A 23,573-nucleotide genomic window follows, 5' to 3' on the forward strand; every position below is an offset into this window, starting at 1 on the left:
CCGATGTTAAATTACAAAAAAGCTGAATTTCGCTTTTTAATTTCTTTTTTTTTTTTTTTTGTTTATAATATTTTTATAAACTTACAATGTAAGTTTATGTTTGTTAAAAATCAAATAATTAAGATTATAAAATAAAGATAAGGTAAAAATGATTAAAAATAATAAAAAATGAACAATGTTCACAAGCTCTGGGCTTGCGGCCATTGTTTCTATATCAACGGCAGTTACCGTTGTGTGATCTTGATATAATCAAAAGCAAGATTATAAAATAAGATACGAACAAGTTAAAAACATCTTAGATAAATTGAAATTGTCAAAAGAAAACATAGTAAATAAATTTAAGTTAATAGATTCAAATTTAAAAACAAATAATCAATTTAAACAACTTGATCAAATTGTTGAGAAGATTATTAATAGTTTAAAAAATTCTATTAAAGCAAAAGAAAATGTTTTGAAAAATTTAGAACTAAATCGCACTAGTTTTTTAAACGAGAATGAAATGATGGATTATAATGATAGTCTTGATTATATTATTGAGTTTGATAAATTAATAAATGAAGTACAAGATATTAATGTTAAAAATGGATTAATTAGTGATTTAAAAAATGATACAAGTACTGATAATTCAAAAACACAACTTAGTAGATTAAAAGAAATTTTAAATAATCAAGAAAAAGAAATTAATGAAAATAAAGTTTCTATATCAACAATTATTTCTTCATTACCGGAAATATTAAGAAACAAATTTAATGAAAAACTAAATGATAGTCAAGATAATTTATCTAAACTAAAAGAATTAAAAGATGAATTAGATAAATATGTTCCTGTAGTTAATAAAGCTAAAAAAATTAAAAATCTTTTTAAAAAATCAGAAGTGTTTGTAGATTTAGATAATTCTACATTAGGTGATTTAGGTTCTATAGAAGATAAAATTGATGAAATTTTAAGAAGTGAAAATTTATCAGAATTCGATCGTAAAAGAGAACAAGTTAGAAATTTAATTGATGTAATCGATGATGAACATGATAAAAATAATTTTATTGATAAGTTGGACGAAATAAACAATACAAAATCGATGAATGATTTAATTTCATTGGAAAAAGAAGTTGAAAATTATCTTAAATCTAACTCTGGTATCGAAGGTTTAATAAATTACAAGAAAAATCAATTATCTAAAAAAGTTAATGATTCTGATCTTTCTGATGGAATTAAACACAAATACACAAATGATATTTTAAATTCAACTAATTTAGATGAACTAACTAATATTGAAAAAGAAGTTGATGACTTAATTTCTCTACAAATGAGAAAAAAAGAAGTGGAAGAGGTGGTTAAATTATTAAATAATCCTAAAAAAGATGAACTTTTAGGACAACTTTCATCTACAAACGAATTAGGTAAAATGGATGAAATTTATAATGAAGCTACAAATATTTTGAGTGATGAAACCGAAAAAACTAAAAATGTTATTAAAAGATTAAAAGGTCTAACACGTCTAAAAAATGATTATGAATTAAATTTATCGGAAGCAAAAACACAATTTGACATTCAAAAAGTGGCTTCAAATGTAAAAGAATATATGGATGGTTTAATTGATGAAGCTACAAGACAAGTTGAGTCATTAGACGAAAATATAACATTAGTAATTGAAGGCGAAACAGTTAATAAGAAAAGTTTAAAGAATGAATTAATTTCTTTAAATAAGAACGGTAACGCTGGAGAATATTCTAAAATTATTGAAAAAGCAAGTGCTATTAAAAATTATGTTGAAGCAAAATCAAAAGGTTCTGATACAAGTGAAAAATTAAACGATAAAGAAAAGGCGAAAGAATTAAAAGAAAAATTACAAAATGCAAAATCATTAGACGAAGCATTAAAAGCCAAAGCTGAAATAGATAGATTGTATCAATTCCAACTAGATAAAGAAGAAGCAAAAATTGCAATAAATAAAGTAAAACACACAGTCAAAAAAGAACAATTAACAAAAAGATGAGAAGAAGCAACTACTTCTGATGAATTAATATTAATTAAAACTGAAGCTAATTCATATCATGATGCCGAAGAGGCAAATAAACTTACACATGATGAATTAGTTTACTTTGTTGATGAAAATATAAATGATTTAGAAAAGAAAAATAATTTTAAAGCAGAATTAGATTCTGCAATGAATGATTCTAATAATCAACCTAATATCAATCAAGATGAAATTGAACAAAAACTTAGATTAATTAGAGATAAAGTTAATGAATTGATTAAGGCTGAAAAAAACGCTGCAGAGGCCTTAAGACTTAAGAAAGAACAAATTAAATCTGATATCTTAAAAATTCAAAACAAGTCAAAAGCTAATGAATTTAATGGTGAATTAATTGATGTTGAAGATATCACACAAGCTGAGAAATTGCAAGAAAAAGTTGACAAACAACTTGAGTTTGAAAAGAAAAGAAAAACTATTGATGAAAAAGTATTAGAACTTGAAGATAAAAAAGATTATTCAGACCAAATTTCAAAAGCGTTGGATATTGAGCAATTAAAAGAAATTGAAACAAAAGTTGATGAAGATTTAAAAAGAGAAGCTCAAGAGTTAAAAGAAGCTAAAGATGCCGCTTTAGATAAGATAGTTGATATTGCAGATAGTAACCCATTAAAAGGTGAATTATTTGAAGAAGTTGAAAAATCAAGAACTAAATCTGAAGTTGCTAAAATTATTCAAAAAGTAGACGAATTTTTAGGTGATTTAAGAACTCAAGCAATCGAAGCTATTGAAACAACAAAAGGTGATGATACAATACATTCTGAATTAAATGATGATTTAGGTGGAGCAAAAAATGAAGTTTTACTTAAAGATATAATCAGAAAAGCTGGTGAGGCTTTCGGAGATAAGAAAAGCAAGGTTATCGATCAGCTTGATATTTTAGATGAAACTCATCCTTCTAAAGAGGAGTTTAAACAACGCCTTAAGGATGCTAAAAATATTTCTGAATTAGATTCTCTTTTAACCGATATAAGAAGAACAAATGATATTGAAAATGTAAGAAAAAATTTAACTAAAAAATTGGAACAAGTTCAAGAAGAATCCGAAAAAGAAAAATTAGCAAAAGAAATTGAAGATGCTGCAAATCACGAACAACTAACAGAAATAAATCGTAAAATTGATGCTCAAATTCAAAAAGAAAAAGATGAAATAAAAGCTAACAAAGATATTGTTAACGAAAAAATAAAAGAATTATACAAAGACGAAAATATTAAGTTATTTAATGATCAAATAGCAAGAGAAGATTTAACGTTAGACGAATCTAGAAAATTAATTAAAAATATTGATACAACAATTGCTGTTGAACAAAATGAATTAAAAAATAAAATCGATGAAGCAACAAAAGAGATAAACGACAAGCTTTTAGATAGTAGTGAAAGAAATGATATTTTATTAGAAGCTCAAGGAGCTAAAAATCTTGTTCAAGTTGATCAAGCACTTTCTAATTTAGATCAAAGAATCGAACAACTTAAAGATGCTGCTAGAGCTGAAGCTAATAAATTACTATCAAACAATAATATGTTATCTAATATTGATAATGCTACAACACAAGAACAAATTGACGAAATAAAAAACGAAGCAATAAAATTATTTGAAATTAAAAAACAAAAAGTTTTAGAGAAACTAAATGCAACTATAAATGTTTCTCAGGTGTTACATGATGAAATTGAGTCAAATATTAACAACGCAGAAAATGAATCTAATTTAAATGAATTAAGTGCTTTAATTGATGAAAAATTATCTGAATTTAATTTAGTAACAGAAAGAGAAATTGATAGGTTAGTAGATAAATCGATTGTTATTTCAAAAGATAATTGAACATCTGAAAGAATTTCTCAAGGTCAAAGAGATGTTGTTAAAAATAAGATTAACGAAAAATGACAAAATTATATTGACCAATTAACTTCACTTGAAGGTGATGATGTAAATCATAAAAAATATGAAGATATTTTATCTTCATTAAATAAAGAGCAAGTAAACGAATCAACATTAGATCAATATATTCATGAAATGAAAAGTATATTTGATTCTAAAAAAACTTTAGTTGAATCAAACCTTGAAACACTAACAAATGAAGAAGTTAAATCTAATTTAACTCAAAAATTGGATGAAGCTAAAAAAGTTATTGATTTAAATAAATTAGAAAAAGAAATAGAACTACAACATAAAAAAGAAGAATTGATTGAATCGTTAAAAACAAAAATTGTTTTCGAAGATCAAATAGAAGATTTTAAAAATAGAATTAACGAAGCTACTGAAATTGAACAATTAATAAATAGTGAAAATGGTTTAGAAAAACAAATTAATGACAAGCAAGCTTATAATAATGAATTATTAAAAGAAATAGAAATTGTAAAATCCTTAAATAAAAAAATAAATGTCACAACAGAAAAGTTTAATGAATTTAATGAAGCGATTGAAGCTGTTAGAACTAATGAAAAATTAGCAGAAATCAAATCTCAAATTAACGATTTTATTTCTAACAAAAAAAGTGAAGTTACTCCTTTTATTGAAAAATTAGTTGGAAGCAACGAAAAAACTATAAAAGAAAATGAATTATCTGATGCAACATCTGAATCTGAAATTAACAGTGTTTTAAATAATGCAAAAGAGTTATTTTCAAATAAACAAAATAGTACAAAAACTCTTCTTGAATCTTTAACAGATGAACAGGTTAAAAAAGAGTTTGAAACTACAATAGATAATGCTGAAAATATTAGAAAATTAGATGAAATTAAAGATCAAATCAATAATCAAAAGTTAAGAGAAGAGATTCAAAAAGGAATTAATAAATTAACTGAAAACGAAAAAAGAATAGAACTTCAAAATGAATTAAATGATTTAACAAATGATAGATCTAATAAGTCTAAATTACAAACTTTAAAATCTAAAGTTGATGAAGCAAGAAAACAACAAGAAGGTGAGTTTGTAATCGCTAAGGAACAAGCTCAAGAAGCTCTTAATAAATTGCTTCAAGATAATTCAAAACGTATCGAATTACAAGGATTATTAGATTCATACGATAATAATCAAACAGATTTAGAAAAAGTTAAAACAGTTAAAACAAATGCAGAAGCTGAATTATTAAGAATAAGAAATCAAGCTAAAAACACTTCTTCAGATAAAATTCAACCAAGAGGACGTGATACTCAATCACCTACACATTTAGAGAAATATAATGATTTTGCTAGAGAATTAGATTCTGCATCAAACGAAAAAGAAATAAATGATATCGTTAAAAAAATGGATACTTATATAAATCAAGTTAGAAATTTATATAAAGAATATGTAACATCAAATCTTTCTTTCGATGATACTAATAACGAAATTTTAACTAAGTTAGATTCCACAAAAACTATAAATACATTAGATCAAGCTTTAAAAGATGCTAATAAAAAATCCAAAGATTTTATTACAAATTTAGTTAATACAATTGAAGATAACGATAAAAAACAAGAGTTTTTAGAAAAAATTCACAATGCTACCAATAAAGACGTTTCTTCTGAAACACCAACAAAATGAAGAAATGAATTAGAGGTGTTGAAAGATATATATGATCAAGCTAGTGCATTTAAAAACAATGAAAACCGTGAATTAAGTGCTTTAAAACAAGAAGTTAAAAATAAAATTGAGACTTCGCTTAACGATAACCCTAATGATACTCAAGAGGATTCTAAAGCCAAATTGCTTGAATTAATTGATTCAGCTACAACAAAAGCTAAAGCGAACGAAGTTCTTTCTAAATTAAATGCAAAAATTAGCGGAATGAAACAAATTGCTGCAACTGCTGTCGAAAAAATTGATGGATCTAATTTATATAATTCATTAAAAGAAAAAATCGATTCTAATGATATTGATACAGAAGAGGAAATTCTTAGCATTCAAAAACAAGCTATTGCTGAATTTGCGAAAGTTAAAAAAGTAACAGAAGATGCTATTAATTTAGTTGATGATCAAACAAATAAAAATGACTTAATTTCTCAAAAAGATTCTGCTGAAAATATTGCTAAATTAAATGAAATAAAAAATGATGCATTAATAAAAGCTAAAAAAGAAGATCTTAAAAAAATAGCTGAAGGTTTATGAGGTAAGAAAAACTATAACAATGAGATAAATTCTGCTACAACATTAGATAGATTAAATGAAATCGAATCTCAAATTAATAACGATAAAAGAGTTCAAGACGAAAAATTAAGACAAGCTAAAGAAAAAGCATTAGAATTTGTTGATAAATTAGAAGATAAAACAGAAAAAGAAAATGCTATTAATGCTGCAAAAACTTTAGAAGATGTTAAAACGGTAGAAGACCAAGCTAAAAAAATTATTAGTGATTTACAAGGTGAAATTACAGAATTGCTGAAAAAAATTGAAGATTCTGAAAATTACAATTTATTCAAAAATAGAAATACACCGGATGCAAATGAAACTACTTTAAAACAATTAAAAACAGATTTAAACGATGAGTTTGATAGATTAAAAAAACAAACTCAAAATAAAATTAATGAACCAGCTCATTTTGAAAATAATAGTGTTACTATTTCTGAATACAAAGATAAAGAATTATTATTAACAGAAGCTAATAATGCAACAAATTATAGAGAACTTCATAAATTAGAAAATACTTCAGAAGTTAACAAACTTGGTAAATATGTTTCTGATGAAATTAAAAAAGTACTTGATAAAGGTACAATGGAAACAGATTTAAATAATATTTTAGCTACAAGACCTAATAGTGACGAAGAGAAAGAACAAAAAATTTCTGCTTTAAATGCAATTTTAGAAAGAGCTAAACAACAATCTAGAAAAGAATATATTGAGCTAGAAACATCTAAAGAAGAAGCAAGAAAACAAATTAATGAAAAATTAAATTCAAGCACTGAGTTAAAAAATACATTACTTTCAGAAGTAAATAATGCTCAAACAAAAGATCAAGTTGATGTCGAATTAAAAAAATTAAAAAATCATATGGACACTCAATTAGCTTCGGCAAATGCAGAAATTGCTAAATTAACTGAAAATAAAGAACCAAGAAACGGATTAAATACTAAATTATCAAACGCTATTAGTGAAACAGAAATTGCTAATGTCAAAAATAAAGCGATCACAGAGTTAGAAGAATTTAAAAATAATGCACAAGAAGATGTTCAAAGATTGAGCACAAATATCGAAGGTCAAAATAATTATTCTGAATTTCAAGATAAGTTAGAAACTGCTAAATCAACTAATACTCAAGAAGCGTATGAAGAAGTAGTTAGCAAAGTTAATGAAAAAATCGAAAAACTTAGAACATGAGCGAAAACTAAATTAGAACAAGTTGCAAATGATCAAGATAAAGAATCTTTAAGAAATCAAATAGAGCAAGCTAATACAAGCGAAAAATTAAAAGAATTAGAAAACTTGGTTTCTGTAACTATCGCTAGAGAAGCTGCTAAAACTGAAATTAATAAATTATCTTCAAATAATGATAAAAAAGGTGAATTATTAGCTTTTATCGAATCTTCAACAAGTGTTGCTGATATAAATTCTAAAAAAGATGAAGCAATTACTATGTTGAACGCTAAAAAGACAGAGGCAAAAAATTCTGTTGCTAAATTAGAAGGAGATAATAGTTGAATCAAAGCAAAAACTGATTTAAAATCCGCTCAAACAGAAGATGAATTAAATACTTTAATTGCAACAAGTGATGATGTATTTAATACTAAAAAGTCAGAAATTAAGGGTGAAATTGATAAACTTATAGAAGGAAATGAAGACTTATCAGTAGATAACTTAAATACTATAAAAGATTTAAAAAATTATCATGATAATCAAATTATTGCAAAAGCAAAAGAATATACAAAAGTAAAAATAAATCAAATTGATAATGCTACTAAAAAAGAGGGATTATCAAATGCTTTAGCTAAACAAAATAGTGTTGATAAAATAAACGAAATTTATAATCAAGCCATGGGAGAGATTCATAAAGAAGACGCTCTTAATAATGCTAAAACAAAAGCTATAACTTTTGCTGAAACAAAACTTGCACAAGATGATGCAAATTCATTTAAAACCAAAATTAACGAAGCTCCAAATATTGAAGAAGTGAATAAAATTAGAAAACAAATTGAAACAAAAGTAAATGATAAGTTAAAAGAACTAACAAAGCTAAAATCAAAATTCTTATCTAATAATGCAGTAAGACAAGAAGTAGAAGGAAATTCAAATAATTCAATTCCTGAAATGGAAAAATCTATTAAAAAATTAGAAACCGAAAAAGCTAGATTATCAAAAGCAACAAAAGACGAAATTGAAAAAATTCATTTAACTGATAATACTATTGTTTCTCAAGAAAAAATGAATTCAGAGAACCAATCATATAATCAAATAAAAAATGAATTAAATGAGATACCTGATTGAACCGAAGAGCAAGATAACATAATTATTAGTAAGGTTTCACGAAAATTAATAGAGAGAAAGTCTTCAGCAAGACAATATATAAATTCACTCACTCTAGATGACGGAAAAAGAAACGAATTATTAACTGAATTAGATTCTCGAAATACAGATAATTTAACTAAAATAATTAAGTTAGAACAAAAAGCAGATCGTGAAGCTAAAATTAAATCAATTAAAGAAAAAATAAACCAATTACATAATGATGATTTAAGAAGAGATTATAACCAGAGAGTCGAAAATGAAAACGAAAATTTAGTTGCTCTTGAAAGAGATGTAAACCAAAAACTAGAAGAACAAAAAAATAATATAAGATTAGCAAGAGAAGCGGCACAAGCTGAGGTTAATAAATTACCAAATTCAGAACAATCTGCAAAGAATATTGAGATTGAAAATGCTACAACTCAAGCACAATTAGATACAATTAAACAAAATGCTATTACTAGAATGCAAAATATAAGAGTAGAAGTTCAAAATGAAATAAATAAAATGCCTGAAAATGCAAGGTCTGAATTAAATTCAGAAAAAAATAAATGAATAAACAATGGTAATAACTTACTCACATTGAAGCAAACTGCTATTAATACTGTTACAAAATCAAATGAATTAACAACTAAAAATAATAATTCATTTGCCAATGAAGCACAAGCTAAAACATTCTTTGCTTCTCAAATAAATAGTTCAAAAGCAAATAATATAGCTAAAATTAATACAATTAGTAGTAATTTAGATAAAATTAAAACAACATTACAAAATTTAAGAAATAAACAAAATCAATTAGCTAGACAAGAAGATAAAACTAAATTTAATCAATTAGTTAACGAAGCCTTTATGAACACTAATAAAGAAATACTTGGTAATAATAGTTTATATTCAACATTAAACAATATTATTTCAAAAATTGATTTTAGATTGAAACAAGATCAAGCAATTAATGATATTAATACTAAATTAACTCAAGATGGGCAAAATAAAGTATTTTTAAATAGAGTTAATAATTTAACAAATAACGACGAAATAGTATTAAACAATATTTTAACTGATGTAACAGAATTATCAAAATCATTAAACTCAACTAAAGAATTAATCGATAATGTCGGACAACAAACTAATAGAATAGAATTAGAAAAAGAATGAAATAGTATAAACAATCTAAATAATGCGAAAGCGTTAAAAGCAAAAGTCGAAAGATTTAAAGCTAAGTTAGCAGAAATACAAGCGGATTTAAATGGTCTAGATCAAAAAAATCCAAATAAATCTAATTTAGAAGCAGAATTAAATGAAGCAACAACAGTTGAAAAACTTGAAGAAGTCAGAAAGAAAATTAGAAATGAAAAAATTAGAATTAATTGGATTCCTTTAAAAAATAGATTAAACGACGATAAACAAAAAAGAGAATGAGATAATACTATGAATGATGATAATTCTACAATAGATCAAATGAATCAAGTTATTAGCCTTGCTGAAGCACATTTAAATGAAAAAAGAACTACAGCAGAAAGAATCCTGAATAAGATAAATGATAAAAGTGGATTATCAAATAAAGTTTCTGACACTAATAGCGAAAGAGATTATGATGAAGTTATCGAGTCGTCACTTAATATATTAAAAACTGTCGCTGATAAAGCGAATGTTATACTAGGAAAATTAAAAACAACTACTAAATCAGACAAAGGATTACCAGAAAGTTATACATTTAATGCTCCAAAAGAAATTTCTGAGAATATAAACGAAACAACTATTAACAATAGTTTAAAGGTTGGGTTAGATATCTGGAATTCTAAAATACTTGATGCTCGTAAATCATTACCTTTGTTAGAAGGTGATCAATCACATTTAAATGATTATAGTGGTAAGATTGGTAATGTATTTAATAACGAAAATATCAATCCAAATGGACCATCCGAAGAAGTTTTAGATCAATATGTTGTTGAAATAAACAGATTATATAGCGATAAACGAGCAGAAATTACAAACAAAATAAATAGCTCAAAAGTGCATTCAACAATTAAGTCTAATTTTAATACTCAATTTAATGCAGCGAAAAATCTAGGTGCACTAAACTCATTATCAACTGAGATTAGTAAATATGATGACAAAATAAATGAAATTTACATTGAAATAAATAAAGTTCAAAATAATTCTAAAAAAGAGACTTTTAAAACTCAATTAAGTCAATCTGATAGCTTAGAAAAATTAAATACCTTACTGGAAGATATTAAACAATATAACACAAAGTGAAATATCGCTAAAACTATCTTTGATAGAACAACGATAAATTCTAGAGATAAAAAAGTAGAATTTACCAAAAAACTAAACGATGCTACTACAATCGAACAATTAGATAATTTAATAGATGAATTAAAAAATTATTTTGAATTTAAATTGTTCCAAGCAATGAAAGATGGCAGAAATAATTCGCAATTTTTTATTGGTCGTGATACGGAATTAAGAGGTATTATAGAATTTGAAAAGCATGAGGAATTTCCTGAAAATAAATTTGTTTATATCATATTAAAAGGTGATGATAATTCTTTTGTGCTTTCTGATCCAATTAGATTAAATAGTACTACCCTAAATTTCGTATTTAAGGGGAATAGATTTATTCAAAAAACTCAAACATATAATATTTTTAGTTACGTTTTTATTGCTGATAATGATAAACTTACAACTATTGGCGAAGTAATTGAAGAAAAAAATAAGAGAGTAGAAACTTCAATGGGTAATGTAAGATCGATCCAAGTAATAAAAGAATAAATTTAAAATTCAAGCAAAAATATTGCTTGATTTTTTTGCTAATATTAAACTTAATTTAATTAATTTTAATTTTTATGTATAATTACATAACTTAAAGTATATTTGAATAACAAATTGTATTATATCTATTAATACCTTTTCAAACTTGAATTTATTTTAACGTTTTTTAATTATATAAATAAGTTTTAGAAAAGTGAAAAACAATATATTTTGTTATTTTGTTAATCAAAATAATAAAAACTAAGGAGGAAAAATGTTTAATAAACAAAAAAGAAATACTATTTTTGCGAGTGCAACTATTGCTGCTATCACTTCGATTTCGGCTGGTGTTGCAATCATGTGAACATGATCAAACACTAAGGAAGACTACAACCTTAGATATCAACAAGTTAAAAATATATTAACAAAATTAAATTTACCAAAGAAAAATATTGAGAAAAAATTTAATTCAATAGATCCTAACTACAAAAGTATTAATCAATTTAAACAACTTGATAAAGTTGTTGAACTAATACTAACTAGTTTAAAAAAATCTATTAATTCAAAAGAAGAAAATTTAAAAACATTGAATATTCATCGTAAAGAATTTAAAGATGAGTTTGATATGATGGATTATAATGATAGTTTGAATTATATTAATGAATTTGATAGTTTAATAAATAATGTTCAAGATCCGGAAGAAAAAGAAACGTTAATTGATAACTTATTAAAAGATACAAGATCTCAAAATTCAAAGTTACAACTCGATAATCTTAAAAAAGTTTTAGAAGAGCAACAAAGAGAAATAAATGAAAATAAAGTGGAAATTTCAAAAATCATTTCCACTTTTCCAAAAATATTAAAAGATAAATTTAATAAAAAATTAGATAATTCGCAAAATAATTTAAATTCATTAAGAAATTTAAAATCAGAATTAGAAAAATATGAACCAATTGTTGAAAAAGCACAAAAAATTAAAAATCTTTTTAAACAATCTGAAGTTTATGTAGATCTTAATAATGCAGAAACAGAAGAATTACCAATAATAGAAGATAAAATTGATAAAATTTTAAAAAGTGAAAATTTATCCGAATTCGACCGTAAAAAAGATCAAGTTAAAAATTTAATTAATGTAGTTGAAGATGAAGGCACTAAAAACGATTTTTTAGAAAAGTTAGATGAAATTGACAAAATAAAAACAATGCCTGAATTGTTAGAACTTGAAAAAGAAGTCGAAAATTACTTAAAATCTAATTCAGGTTTACAAGGTTTAATTAACTTTAAAAAGAAAGAGTTAAATAATAAAATTAATGAATCTAATTTACCTGAAGAGATAAAACAAAAATATTTAGATGACATTAAGGTTTCAAGCAATTTAGATGAACTATCTAAAATCCAGAGCGAGATTGATGAATTAATAGCAATTGACAAAAGAAAAAAAGAAGTCGAAGAAATTATTAAATTATTAAATAATCCTAAAAAAGACGAACTTTTAAGGGAGTTATCATTAACTAATGATTTAGAAGTTATAGATAGAATTTCCAATGAAGCAACAAAAATTTTGAGTGAAGAAACCAAAAAAACCAGAAAAGTTATACAAAGACTAAAGGGTCTTCCTCGTTTGAAAAATGACTTTGAGTTGATATTATCAGACGCAAAGACACAAGGTGATATTCAAGAAGTAGCTTCAGATGTTAATGATTATATGAACGATCTAATAGATGAAGCAAATGAAATTGTAAATTCATTAGATAATGGTACATCTGTAATAATTGGCGAACAAACAGTTTCTAAATATTCATTAGAAAAAGAATTAGAAAATTTATCAAACACCGGAAATGCAGGAGAATATTCTGAAATTATTGAAAAAGCTAATGCGTTGAAAAATTATGTTAATTCAAAACAAAAAGGTTCTGAAATAGCAGATTTATTAGATGATAAACAAAAAGGTGCCGATTTAAAGGAAAAACTAAAAAATGCAAAAACTTTAGACGACACTTTAAAAGCTAAAGCGGAAATTGATAGGTTGTATCAATTTCAATTAGATAAAGCGAAAGCAAAAAAAGCAATCGAAAGCGTTATTCATAATGATAAAAAATCTGATTTCACTAAAAGATTGAATGATGCTACAACATCAGATGAGTTGGTTATTTTAACATCAGAAGCTAATGCTTATCACAATGCAGAAGAATCTAATAAACTTACTCATGATCAATTAAAATACTTTGTTGATGAAAATGTTGGAGATCAATCTAAAAAAGAAGAATTTAAGAAGAAACTTGATGACGCAATGGTGGATCAACAAGGAAAAAATAATATAGATCAAGATCAAGTAGAAACAAAACTTAGAGAAATTCGTGACGAAATAAATGAATTAATTAAGGCTGAAAAAGATGCTGCAGAAGCTTTAAGGCTTAAAAAAGAGCAAATAAAAGCAGATATTGAAAATATAAACGATAAAGACAAAGCGAATCAATTTAACGATGAGTTAATTGATGTTTTAACTATTGAACAAGCCGAAAAATTACAAGAAAAAGTAGATCAACAATTAGAGTTTGAAAAGACAAAAAGAATCATAAAAGAAAAAGTTTCAAAATTGGAAGATAAAAAAGATTATTTAAATGAATCGAATAATGCGACATCTATTGACCAGTTAAAAGACATTGACTCAAGAATTGATCAAGATTTAAAGAGAGAGGCTCAAGAATTAAAAGAAGCTAAAGACGATGCATTAGAAAAAATAGTAGACATAGCAGATAGTAATGCGTTAAAGGCTGAATTATTTGATGCTGTTGAAAAGGCAAAAACAAAATTATCTGTGGCTAAAATAGTAGAAAAAGTAGATAATTATTTAAATGAACTAAAAGAAAAAGCTATTACTGCTATTGCCACAACTGTAGGTGATGATAAAATTCATAATGAGCTAAATGCTGACTTAGGTGGTGCCAAAAACGAAGTACTTCTTAAAGATATAATCAAAAAAGCAAACGAAAGTTTTTCTAATAAGAAAACAGAAGTTATCGATGAACTTTCAATATTAGATGATAATCATTCAACTAAAGAGGAATTTAAAGATAGATTAAAAAACGCGTCAAATATTTCAGATTTAAATGATTTATTAGAAGAAGTAAAAAACGCAAATAATATTGAGACAATTAAAAATAACTTAAGAAAAAAAATGGAACAAGTACAAGAAGGGTCCGAAAAACAAAAGTTATCTAATTTAATTGATCAAGCTAATTCTAGAGAAGAATTATCTAATATAAATGAACAAATAGATGGTCAAATTCAAAAAGAAAAAGACGAAATTCAAGCTAATAAAGATATTGTTAATGAAAAAATTAAAGAATTATATAAAGACGAAAATATTAACTTATTTAATAAACAAACTTCAAAAGATGATTTAGGTTTAGAAGAGTCAAGAAGACTTATTGAAAACATTGAAAAAACAATTGCGGTTGAACAAAATGAACTTAAAAATAAAATAAACGAAGCAGAAAACGAAATATTAAACACATTACTAGAAAGTCCAGAAAGAAACGATATTTTATTACAAGCAGAAAGCTCAAAGAGTTTAGATGAAGTGGATGTTGCACTTAGAAAACTTAACGAAAGAATTGAACTATTAAAAGAAGAAGCGAGAATTGAGGCTAAGAAACTTATTTCAAATAGTGACATGCTCACAAGCATTAAACAAGCCAAAACTCAAAAAACTATCGATCAAATTAAAGCTGAAGCTATTCAACTGTTTAATTCTAAAAAACAAGCCATTTTAGAAAAACTGGATCAAAAAATTAATGTATCAACTGATATCCATGATGAAATTCAAGGCAACATTAATACTGTAGAAAACGAAATTAAACTAAACGAACTAAGTTCTTTAATTGATGATAAATTATTCCATTTTAATCGAGAAACTGAAAATCAAGTTAATAGACTTGTTGATAAATCAAGTATTTTACCAATAGAAAATTGAACAAACGAAAATATTTCACTAAATCAAAGAAATAGCGTTCAAAATATAATAAACAAGAAATGAACAAACTATTTAGAATCTCTTAAAAAATTAGAAGGTGATACAAATAATCATAAAAAATATGAAGATATTCTAACTTCTTTAGATAAAGCAGAAGTAAGTGAAGCAATATTAGATCAATACATAGATGAAATGAATAATATTTTTGATTCTAGAAAAGATATTGTTAGTGCAAATATTCAAAGTATTACAAACGAAGATACTAAGTTAGAACTTAATAAAAAACTTTTGGAAGCCAAAAATATTGAAGATTTAAATGAATTACAAAGACAAGCAGATTTACAACATAAAAAAGAAGAATTAATAAATTCTTTACCGACAAAAATTGTTTTTGAAGATCAAAAACTTGATTTTGAAAATAGAATTAATAATTCAACAAACATTGATCAACTTACAAACCCTAAAACAGGTTTAGAAAAAGAAATTAATGACAAACAAATATACAACAGTGAATTACTGAAAGAACTTGAATTTGTAAATGCATTAAATGATAAAATAAATGTTACAACAGAAAAACACAATGAATTTAAAAAAGCTTTAGATTCTTCTCGAACAAAAGAAGAAGTTTCTGAAATAAAGAGACAAATTAATGAATTTATTAAATCTAAAAAATCTGAAGTTGCTACTTTTATCGAAAAATTAGTCGGAAGCAATGAAAAAGAAATTAAAGAAGAAGAACTTAAAAACGCAACATCAGAAACAGAAATTCAAAGTATTCTTGATGTAACCAAGAAAATATTTTCTAATAAACAAGATAACATTAAAGAAACTTTAGAAGAATTAACAGATGAAACAGCTAAAAATAATTTTAATAATGCTATTGAAAATGCAATTAACTTTAAGAATTTAGATGATATTAAAGATAAAATTAATAATCAAAAATTAAGAGAAGAAATTCAGAGAGACATTAATAAATTATCTAATGGCGAAGAAAAAAAATCATTACAAGAAGAATTAAATAGTATTTCGAACGATAAAACAAATAAACTTAAGTTAACTAGTTTAAAAGATAAAGTTGATAATGCGAGAGCCAAACAAGAAGGTGATTTTGCGATTTCAAAAGAAAAAGCAACTAAAGCACTTGAAAAATTGTTACCTACTAATAATGAGCGTATTAGATTAGAAGGTCTTTTAAAAACATATACAAACGATCAAACCGATTCTGAAAAGGTTAAAAAAGTAGAGCAAGATGCAATTGCTGAATTAGAAAAAATTAAAAATGAAATAAAAGAAGAATCTAAACAAAACATTCAACCAAGAGGTCGTGATAAAGAATCTCCATCTCACACTGAAAAATACAATGAATTTAATGAACTATTAGAATCTGCAACAACAGAAAAAAGACTTAGAGATATATCTAGCGAAATGATAACATACGTAAATGATGTTAAAGACTTATATAAAAAATATGTTGATGCTAATTTACTAATAGAAAATATTAGAGAAGAAATAAAAACAAATTTAGTTTCTAAAACAAAAATAAATGATTTAGATGCTGTTTTAAAAGATGCTAACAAAAAAACAAAAGTTGCAATTGATGAATTATTAAACACAATTGAAGATACTAATAAGAAAAATGAGTTAAAACAAAGATTAGTTGATGCCACTTCAAATGATAATGTTGAGCCAACAATTACAAAATGAAGAAATGAATTAAGCGAACTAAAATCAATTTATGATGATGCTACTTCATTTAGAAATAACGAAAAACGCGAATTAGAAGATTTAAGAAATGATATTAAAAATAAAATTAATAATTCTTTAAACGATAATCAAAACGATAGTTCCGACAATTCAAAAGCAAAATTACTTGAGTTAATTGATGCAGCTTCAACAAAGAGTGAAGCAAATGAAGTTCTTAAAAAATTAAACTCAAAAATCAATTCTATCAAAGAAGTTGCAAGACAAGTGGTTGAAAAAACAAAAGGTTCTAACTTATATGATAATTTAAAGCAAGAAATTAACTCAACTAACATAGATACTGAACAGGAAATTTTATTAATACAACAAAAAGCTTCTGAAGAATTTGAGAAAAATAAAAAATCTACTGAAGATTCTATAGCTTTAGTTCATGATGCTAACAAAAAAGCGGAATTGGAAAACGAGAAAAACACCGCCCAAAATGTTGGAGATTTAAATAACGTAAAAAATAAAGCAATATTAGAAGCTAAAAAAGAAGAATTAAAAGAATTAGTAAAAGAGCTTTGAGATCAAAAAGAATACAATAATAATATAGAAGTTGCAACAACATTAGAACAATTGAACGAAATTGAAAAATTAATAAATAACGATAAAAATGAACAAGATCTTCAATTGAAATCAGTAAAAGAAGAAGCGAGAGTTGCTGTTAATAAGTTAGAAGACAAAAATAATAAATTAACTGATATCGAAAACGCAACAACTTTAGAAGCGGTTAATGAAATAAAAAATGACGCTATTGAAGTAATTAGATCCTTAAAAGAAGAAATTAAACCTTTATTAGCTAAAATTGAAGGTTCAAACAATTATGATGCATTCGAACTCAGAAACAATGACGAAGCTAATGAATTAGAATTAAAACAATTAAAAAATGATTTAATTTCAGAATTTGATACTTTAAAATCAAATACAAAGAACAAAATAAATGAACAAGGTTCTTACAAAAACAATACAGTTATTGTGGATCAATACGATAAAAAAGAAAAATTACAAGCTGAAGCAGAAAATGCTAACAATTATTCTGAGTTACATAATATAGAAAACACTGCAGAAGTAGAGAGATATGCAAAATATGTAAAAGATGAAATAAATAAAGTTCTTGATAAAGAAAATATGCTTGAGCAAGTTGAAGAAATATTAAAAAATAGACCTTCAACAGATGATGAAAAACAAAACAAAATAAATGCATTAGAACAAATTGCACAAAAAGCAAGAAAAAAAGCTAGAAGTGAGTTAGCAGAACTTAACTTAGCAAAAGAAAATGCTAAAAGAGAAATAAAAGAAAAAGTAAACTTAAGTAGCGAAAAACAACAAGAATTTATCGGAAGAATAAATCAATCTAACACTAAAGAAGAAGTTCAAAACGTTATAAACGATGTAAATAAATTTATTAGTGATGAAAAAACAAAGGTTGAAAATGATTTAATTAACAAATTAACCGAAAATAAAAACCCAAAAAATAAATTAAAAACAAGTCTTGATAATGCAACATCAGAAACAGAAATTGCTAATATTAAAAATGAAGCAATTGCAGAATTAAATAAGTTTAAAAATAATGCTGAAATAGCTGTTGAGAGATTAAGCGAAAATATTCAAGGTCAGAATAATCATTCAGATTTTGTTACTAAGTTAAATGTTGCTAAAACAACAGATACTCAAAAGGCTTATGAAGATGTAGTTAACGAAGTTGAAAAACAAATTGAAAAACTTAAAACATGAGCTAAATCTAATTTAGAACAAATTAATGATCAAGAAGAAAAAAATAAAATTAAAGAATTAATCGAAAGTGCCGACACAAGTTTAAAACTTAAAGAATTAGAAAATAGAGTTAATTTAACAATAGCTAGAGAAAAAGCAGAAAATGCAATAAAAAAATTATCTGATACAAACGAACAAAAAAATCAATTATTAAATTCTATTTATTCTTCAAATAGTCTTCAAGACATTGCAACAAAACAAGCAGAAGCCGAAAAAATAATTAACGATAAAAAGAAAGAAGCTACAGAAGCGGTTGCTAAGTTAGAAGGTGATTTAACATATGTAAAATCAAAAGAAGATCTAGCAAAAGCGGATACTGAAGATCAATTAAACAATTTAATCAGATTAAGTAACGAAACATTCAATAATAAAAAAGATGAGATTAGATCTGAAATTAACAAATTAATTTTAGATAAAGATCTAATGTCGACAGATGGTCTTGATACTGTTAAAAAATTAAAAGATTATTCTAAAAATACAATAATTCCTAAGGCCTTAGAATATACAAATTCTAAAATAACTGAAGTCGCTGACGAGACTAAAAAGCAAGAATTAGAACAAATGCTTAAAAATAAATCACAAGTTGATGATATAAACGAAGTATACAATTTAGCGGTTGCGGAATTAGACAGAGAAAACGCTCTTGAAAATGCAAAAACACAAGCTAAAGAACTTGCAAAGAACAATTTAAGTGATGAAGATTTAGAATCATTTAATACTAAAATTTCTCAAGCTAATACCATTGAAGAAGTAAATGCTATAAAAAGAAAAATTCAAGCAAAAGTTGATGACAAAAATAGAGAATTAACAAAATTAAAAAATAAATTCCTAGATAGTAATGAAGTTAAGAAAAATGTAGAAAACGCAAGTAAAAATTCAGTAAAAGAAATTGAAAAATTAATTGAAAATCTTCAAAACGAAAAAACTAAAATTATTTCAAAAACAAGTTCTGATTTAGAAAGAATTCATGTTACAGAAAGCGGATTGTTAACAGACGATAAAATGAATGAAGAAAATTCTAAATATAATGAAATAAAACTTGAATTAGATTCCGTAAATAACTCAAATTGAACAGAAAAAAATGATAAATTAATAAGCTCAAAAGTTGACCAAGCCATATTATTAAGAAAAAATAAAGCAAGAGATCATATTAATTCACTTGGATTGGATAAAAGTAAAAAAGACAAGTTAATTAATGAATTAAACTCTGATGATACTAATACTTACACAAAAATTATTAAATTAGAGAAAAAAGCTGATAGAGAATTAAGAGTCAAAAATATTAAAGATAAAATTTCAAAAATAAATGATGAAAATGTTAGAAACGATTTAAATAATAGAGCAAATTCTGATAATGAAAATTTAGATACCTTAGAAACAGATGTAGAGGGAAAACTTAAAGAACAAGAAGATGCAATCAATTTATATAAAGAAGAAGCAAGAGAAGAAGTTAAAAAATTACCTTTAAGCGAGCAAAAAACAAAAAATGATAATATAGATTCAGCAACAACACAAGATCAAATTGATACTATTAAACAAAGTGTTATTCAAAGAATGGGAACATTAAGAAAAGAAGTCCAAGATGAAATTGAAAAAATGCCTTTAAATGCTAGAAAATATTTAAGTGACAAAAAAGATTCCGTTTTAGATAATGGTGATGAATTATTATCGTTAAAGGAAATAGCGATTGAAACAGTATCAGAATCAAATAAATTGAAAGAAAAAAATGAGTCTGAATTTTCTAACGAACAAGAAGCGAAAGAGTTTTTTGATTCAAAAATTAATAGTTCAATAGCTGATTCTAAAGAAAAAATCAAATCATTATCTAATGATTTTGAAATCATCAAAAACAAACTTAAAACATTAAGAACAAAACAAGCAGAGCTAGGCGTTGAATATAAAAATCAATTCGATTCATTAGTGTCCGATGCTTTTAAAGACCTAAATAAAGAAATAATAGGTAATAATAGTGTTAATTCAATGTTAGATTCAATCATCGAAAAAATTAATTTTAGAAAAAAACAAAATGATGCAATTAAGGCCATCAAAGATAAGTTTGAAGATCAAAATCAAACCGTTACAACAGTAAACGATATTAATAATTTAACTTCAAACGATGAAAGAGGATTAGAAACTCTTGTTACAAATGCAAATAATTTATTTAATAACTTACAAAGTTTAAAAAATACTATTAATTCAATAGGCAAAGAGTCTAATAGAACCTCATTGTTAGAGGAATGAAAAAAAGTTGACACATTAAGTAAAAAGGAAACCTTAGACCTTAAGGTTAATTCATTTAAAACAACATTAGCTAGTGTTCAACAAGAATTAAATAATTTAGATAATCGAAGTAATCAAAAACAATCATTACAAACTGAACTAGATATGGCAGGAACAAAAGAAGCGGCAGAAAATGTTAGAAGTAAAATTAAACAAGAAAAGGCAAAGAATGATTGAGAGTCTTTAAAAGCAAGATTAAATAATAGCGACCAAAAAACAAATTGAGATAACATAGTTAATTCGGCAAAAAGCACTAGCGAGCAAATAGATACTGTTATAACTGATGCTACTAAATATTTAGAATCCAAAAGACAAAAGGCAATTTCAACTTTAGAAAGATTAAATGAAGACAATTCAATAAGAAGTAATTCAACATCCAAAACAACTATTTATAACACTGAAAGTGAATATGATAATCTAATTAATAATTCTATTAATTTCTTAAACAGTGAAGCTAAAAAAACAAATATATTAATAGGAAAATTAAAGGAAACTACTAAAAAAACAAATGATTTATCTCAATTTACTTTTGACTCAAACAACAATGTTGATGATAGTGTAACTGAATCTAAAATTAATAATGATTCTAAAAAAGTTGAAGAAATATTAAAGAGAAAATATAATGATGTAAAAGACAAATTAAACATATTAAACGGGTCTTCAGAACGAGAAACTTACAAAACAAAACTAGGAAGCGAAATTGACTTTTTAAATAAAACTGAAACTCAATACGATACTCTTATTAGCGAAATAGATGGAATATATAACGAAAAACACAAAATAGCCGAAAGGTTAGTAAATTACGAAATTAAAGACCCTTCAAAGAAATTAGAATTTAATGAAAAATTCAGAAATGCAGCTAATTTGGGCGATTTAAATACATTAATTAATGAATTAAATAAATATTATGAATTACTTATTTTCAAACCAAAAAAAGATAATAATTCAAGTATAAGTCAGTTTAATTGATACAATGAAGATGTTGTAGGTGAAATTCAATTAAATAAAGTTGAAGGTGATTATAAGGATAAATATATTTATTTAGTTGTTAAATCATCAAAAGGTGATAATTATGTTGTATCTAAACCAATATTATTAAATAATAGTAATTTAAAATTTAATTTCCCAATTAAAAATTTTATTGATGATGGACATTATGATTTACATAAAGTTGTAGTATTAGATTATGATGCTAATGATAACAATGTTATTCTAAGTAGTAAAAATATAATAAATAATAAATATGCATCTATTTATAACTTTAATATCAAACTAGGTACAATAACCGCTAACAATGTAAGTATGTCATGAAATAATTTGAAAGAAGCAATATTAGATGAAAATTCTCGGCCACAAGGTGCTGAAATGATTGAAAAAAGTGTTGATGCTAATGTGCAAATAAATGGTTTTACAGCCGAAAATATTGATATTAGTAGTATTAAAAATATTAGAATTCATTTAAAAGGTGAAGCTAACACTGGTAATTCATTTACAAATGATAGATTTAATAACGTTACTTTAATAGATAGACTCGAACTTACAAATGAAAATTCTAATATTTTAGTACGTAAGGTCGATAACACTGATTATATTTTCTTTGATTTAAAAGCCAAAGGAATGAAAGCAGGATATGTTTATAATCTTGATAAAATTGAATTTGATATAAATAGAAGCCATATAATAAAACATTATGTTTATAATAAGGTTAAAAAAGATAACGATGAAAATTCTATAAATTATTCTGAAAATTATAGTTATAAAGAAAATACAAATGAAGCTATTTCATGATTATTTGAATTAAAGAAATCCGATAGGGATAAATTATTAACTGTTAAAGAAGAGCATCCAAATAATCAAAGTTATAAATCTATTTTAGAATTTAATGATGGTTGAGATATTTATGCTTTTTCTGGTCTATTTAGATATCTAAATAGTTTTGTTCCTGATATAGGAAGCAATGTAGGAAATCATCAATACAAAAAAGAAGATGGAACAAGTGTATCTTTAAGAGAAAGATGAAAAGATTATTTAATTAATAAATTAACACAAATATATAAAGATAAATATAATAAAGATAAATATTATGCAACCATACCAACTAATAGACGTTGAGGTGATGGTTGATCACTTTCATTTATACAACTAGGTATTGACCCTAATAGTTACAAAGAATATACTGGAATGGTCATTCATGGAACAAATACTTTTGCGCCTGTTTTAGGTGGTAGAAATGTGGAGTATGATTTCCAACATTCGCCTAAATATTTCGAATTGATGAAGGGGTTCATGTATAATCGAAAAATATGAGAAAACGGAAGAAGTGTTTGAGCTATGTGACTTAAAGGTGCTCGTCAAAAATTAAGTGTAACTGCAGATTTTAATAAAACTGACGAAAGCGACCTAAAAAATACTATAAGATTGGCTGTTGAATTCGTTTTAGAATTCGGAGCAACTAATTATATTGGCGATAAGATGACATATCCAACCGAAACTATTAAAAATAAATAATATTAAAAATATTAGCAAAGTTAAAATTGCTAATATTTTTTTCAATAAAATAAAAGAAAATATTTTATAATTATTAAAATAAAAAAATAAGAG

2 protein-coding genes are annotated in these 23,573 nt (G+C 24.9%); both read left to right on the plus strand.

Annotation, left to right across the window (positions count from 1 at the left end; translation table 4 throughout):
* Positions 1 to 148: 148 nt before the first annotated feature.
* A complete protein-coding gene (locus JXZ92_RS01785) occupies positions 149 to 11,221 on the plus strand; it encodes a hypothetical protein (protein WP_205852076.1) in 11,073 nt (3,690 codons plus the stop codon).
* A 253-nt stretch (positions 11,222 to 11,474) separates the two neighbouring features.
* Positions 11,475 to 23,480 (plus strand): hypothetical protein, encoded by a 12,006-nt coding sequence (locus JXZ92_RS01790; protein ID WP_205852077.1) that lies wholly within the window; start codon positions 11,475 to 11,477, stop codon positions 23,478 to 23,480.
* The last annotated feature ends 93 nt before the right edge of the window (positions 23,481 to 23,573 follow it).

Origin of the sequence: Mycoplasma sp. CSL10137, assembly GCF_017116845.1 — a bacterium.
Classification (GTDB): Bacteria; Bacillota_I; Bacilli_A; order Mycoplasmatales; family Metamycoplasmataceae; genus Mycoplasmopsis.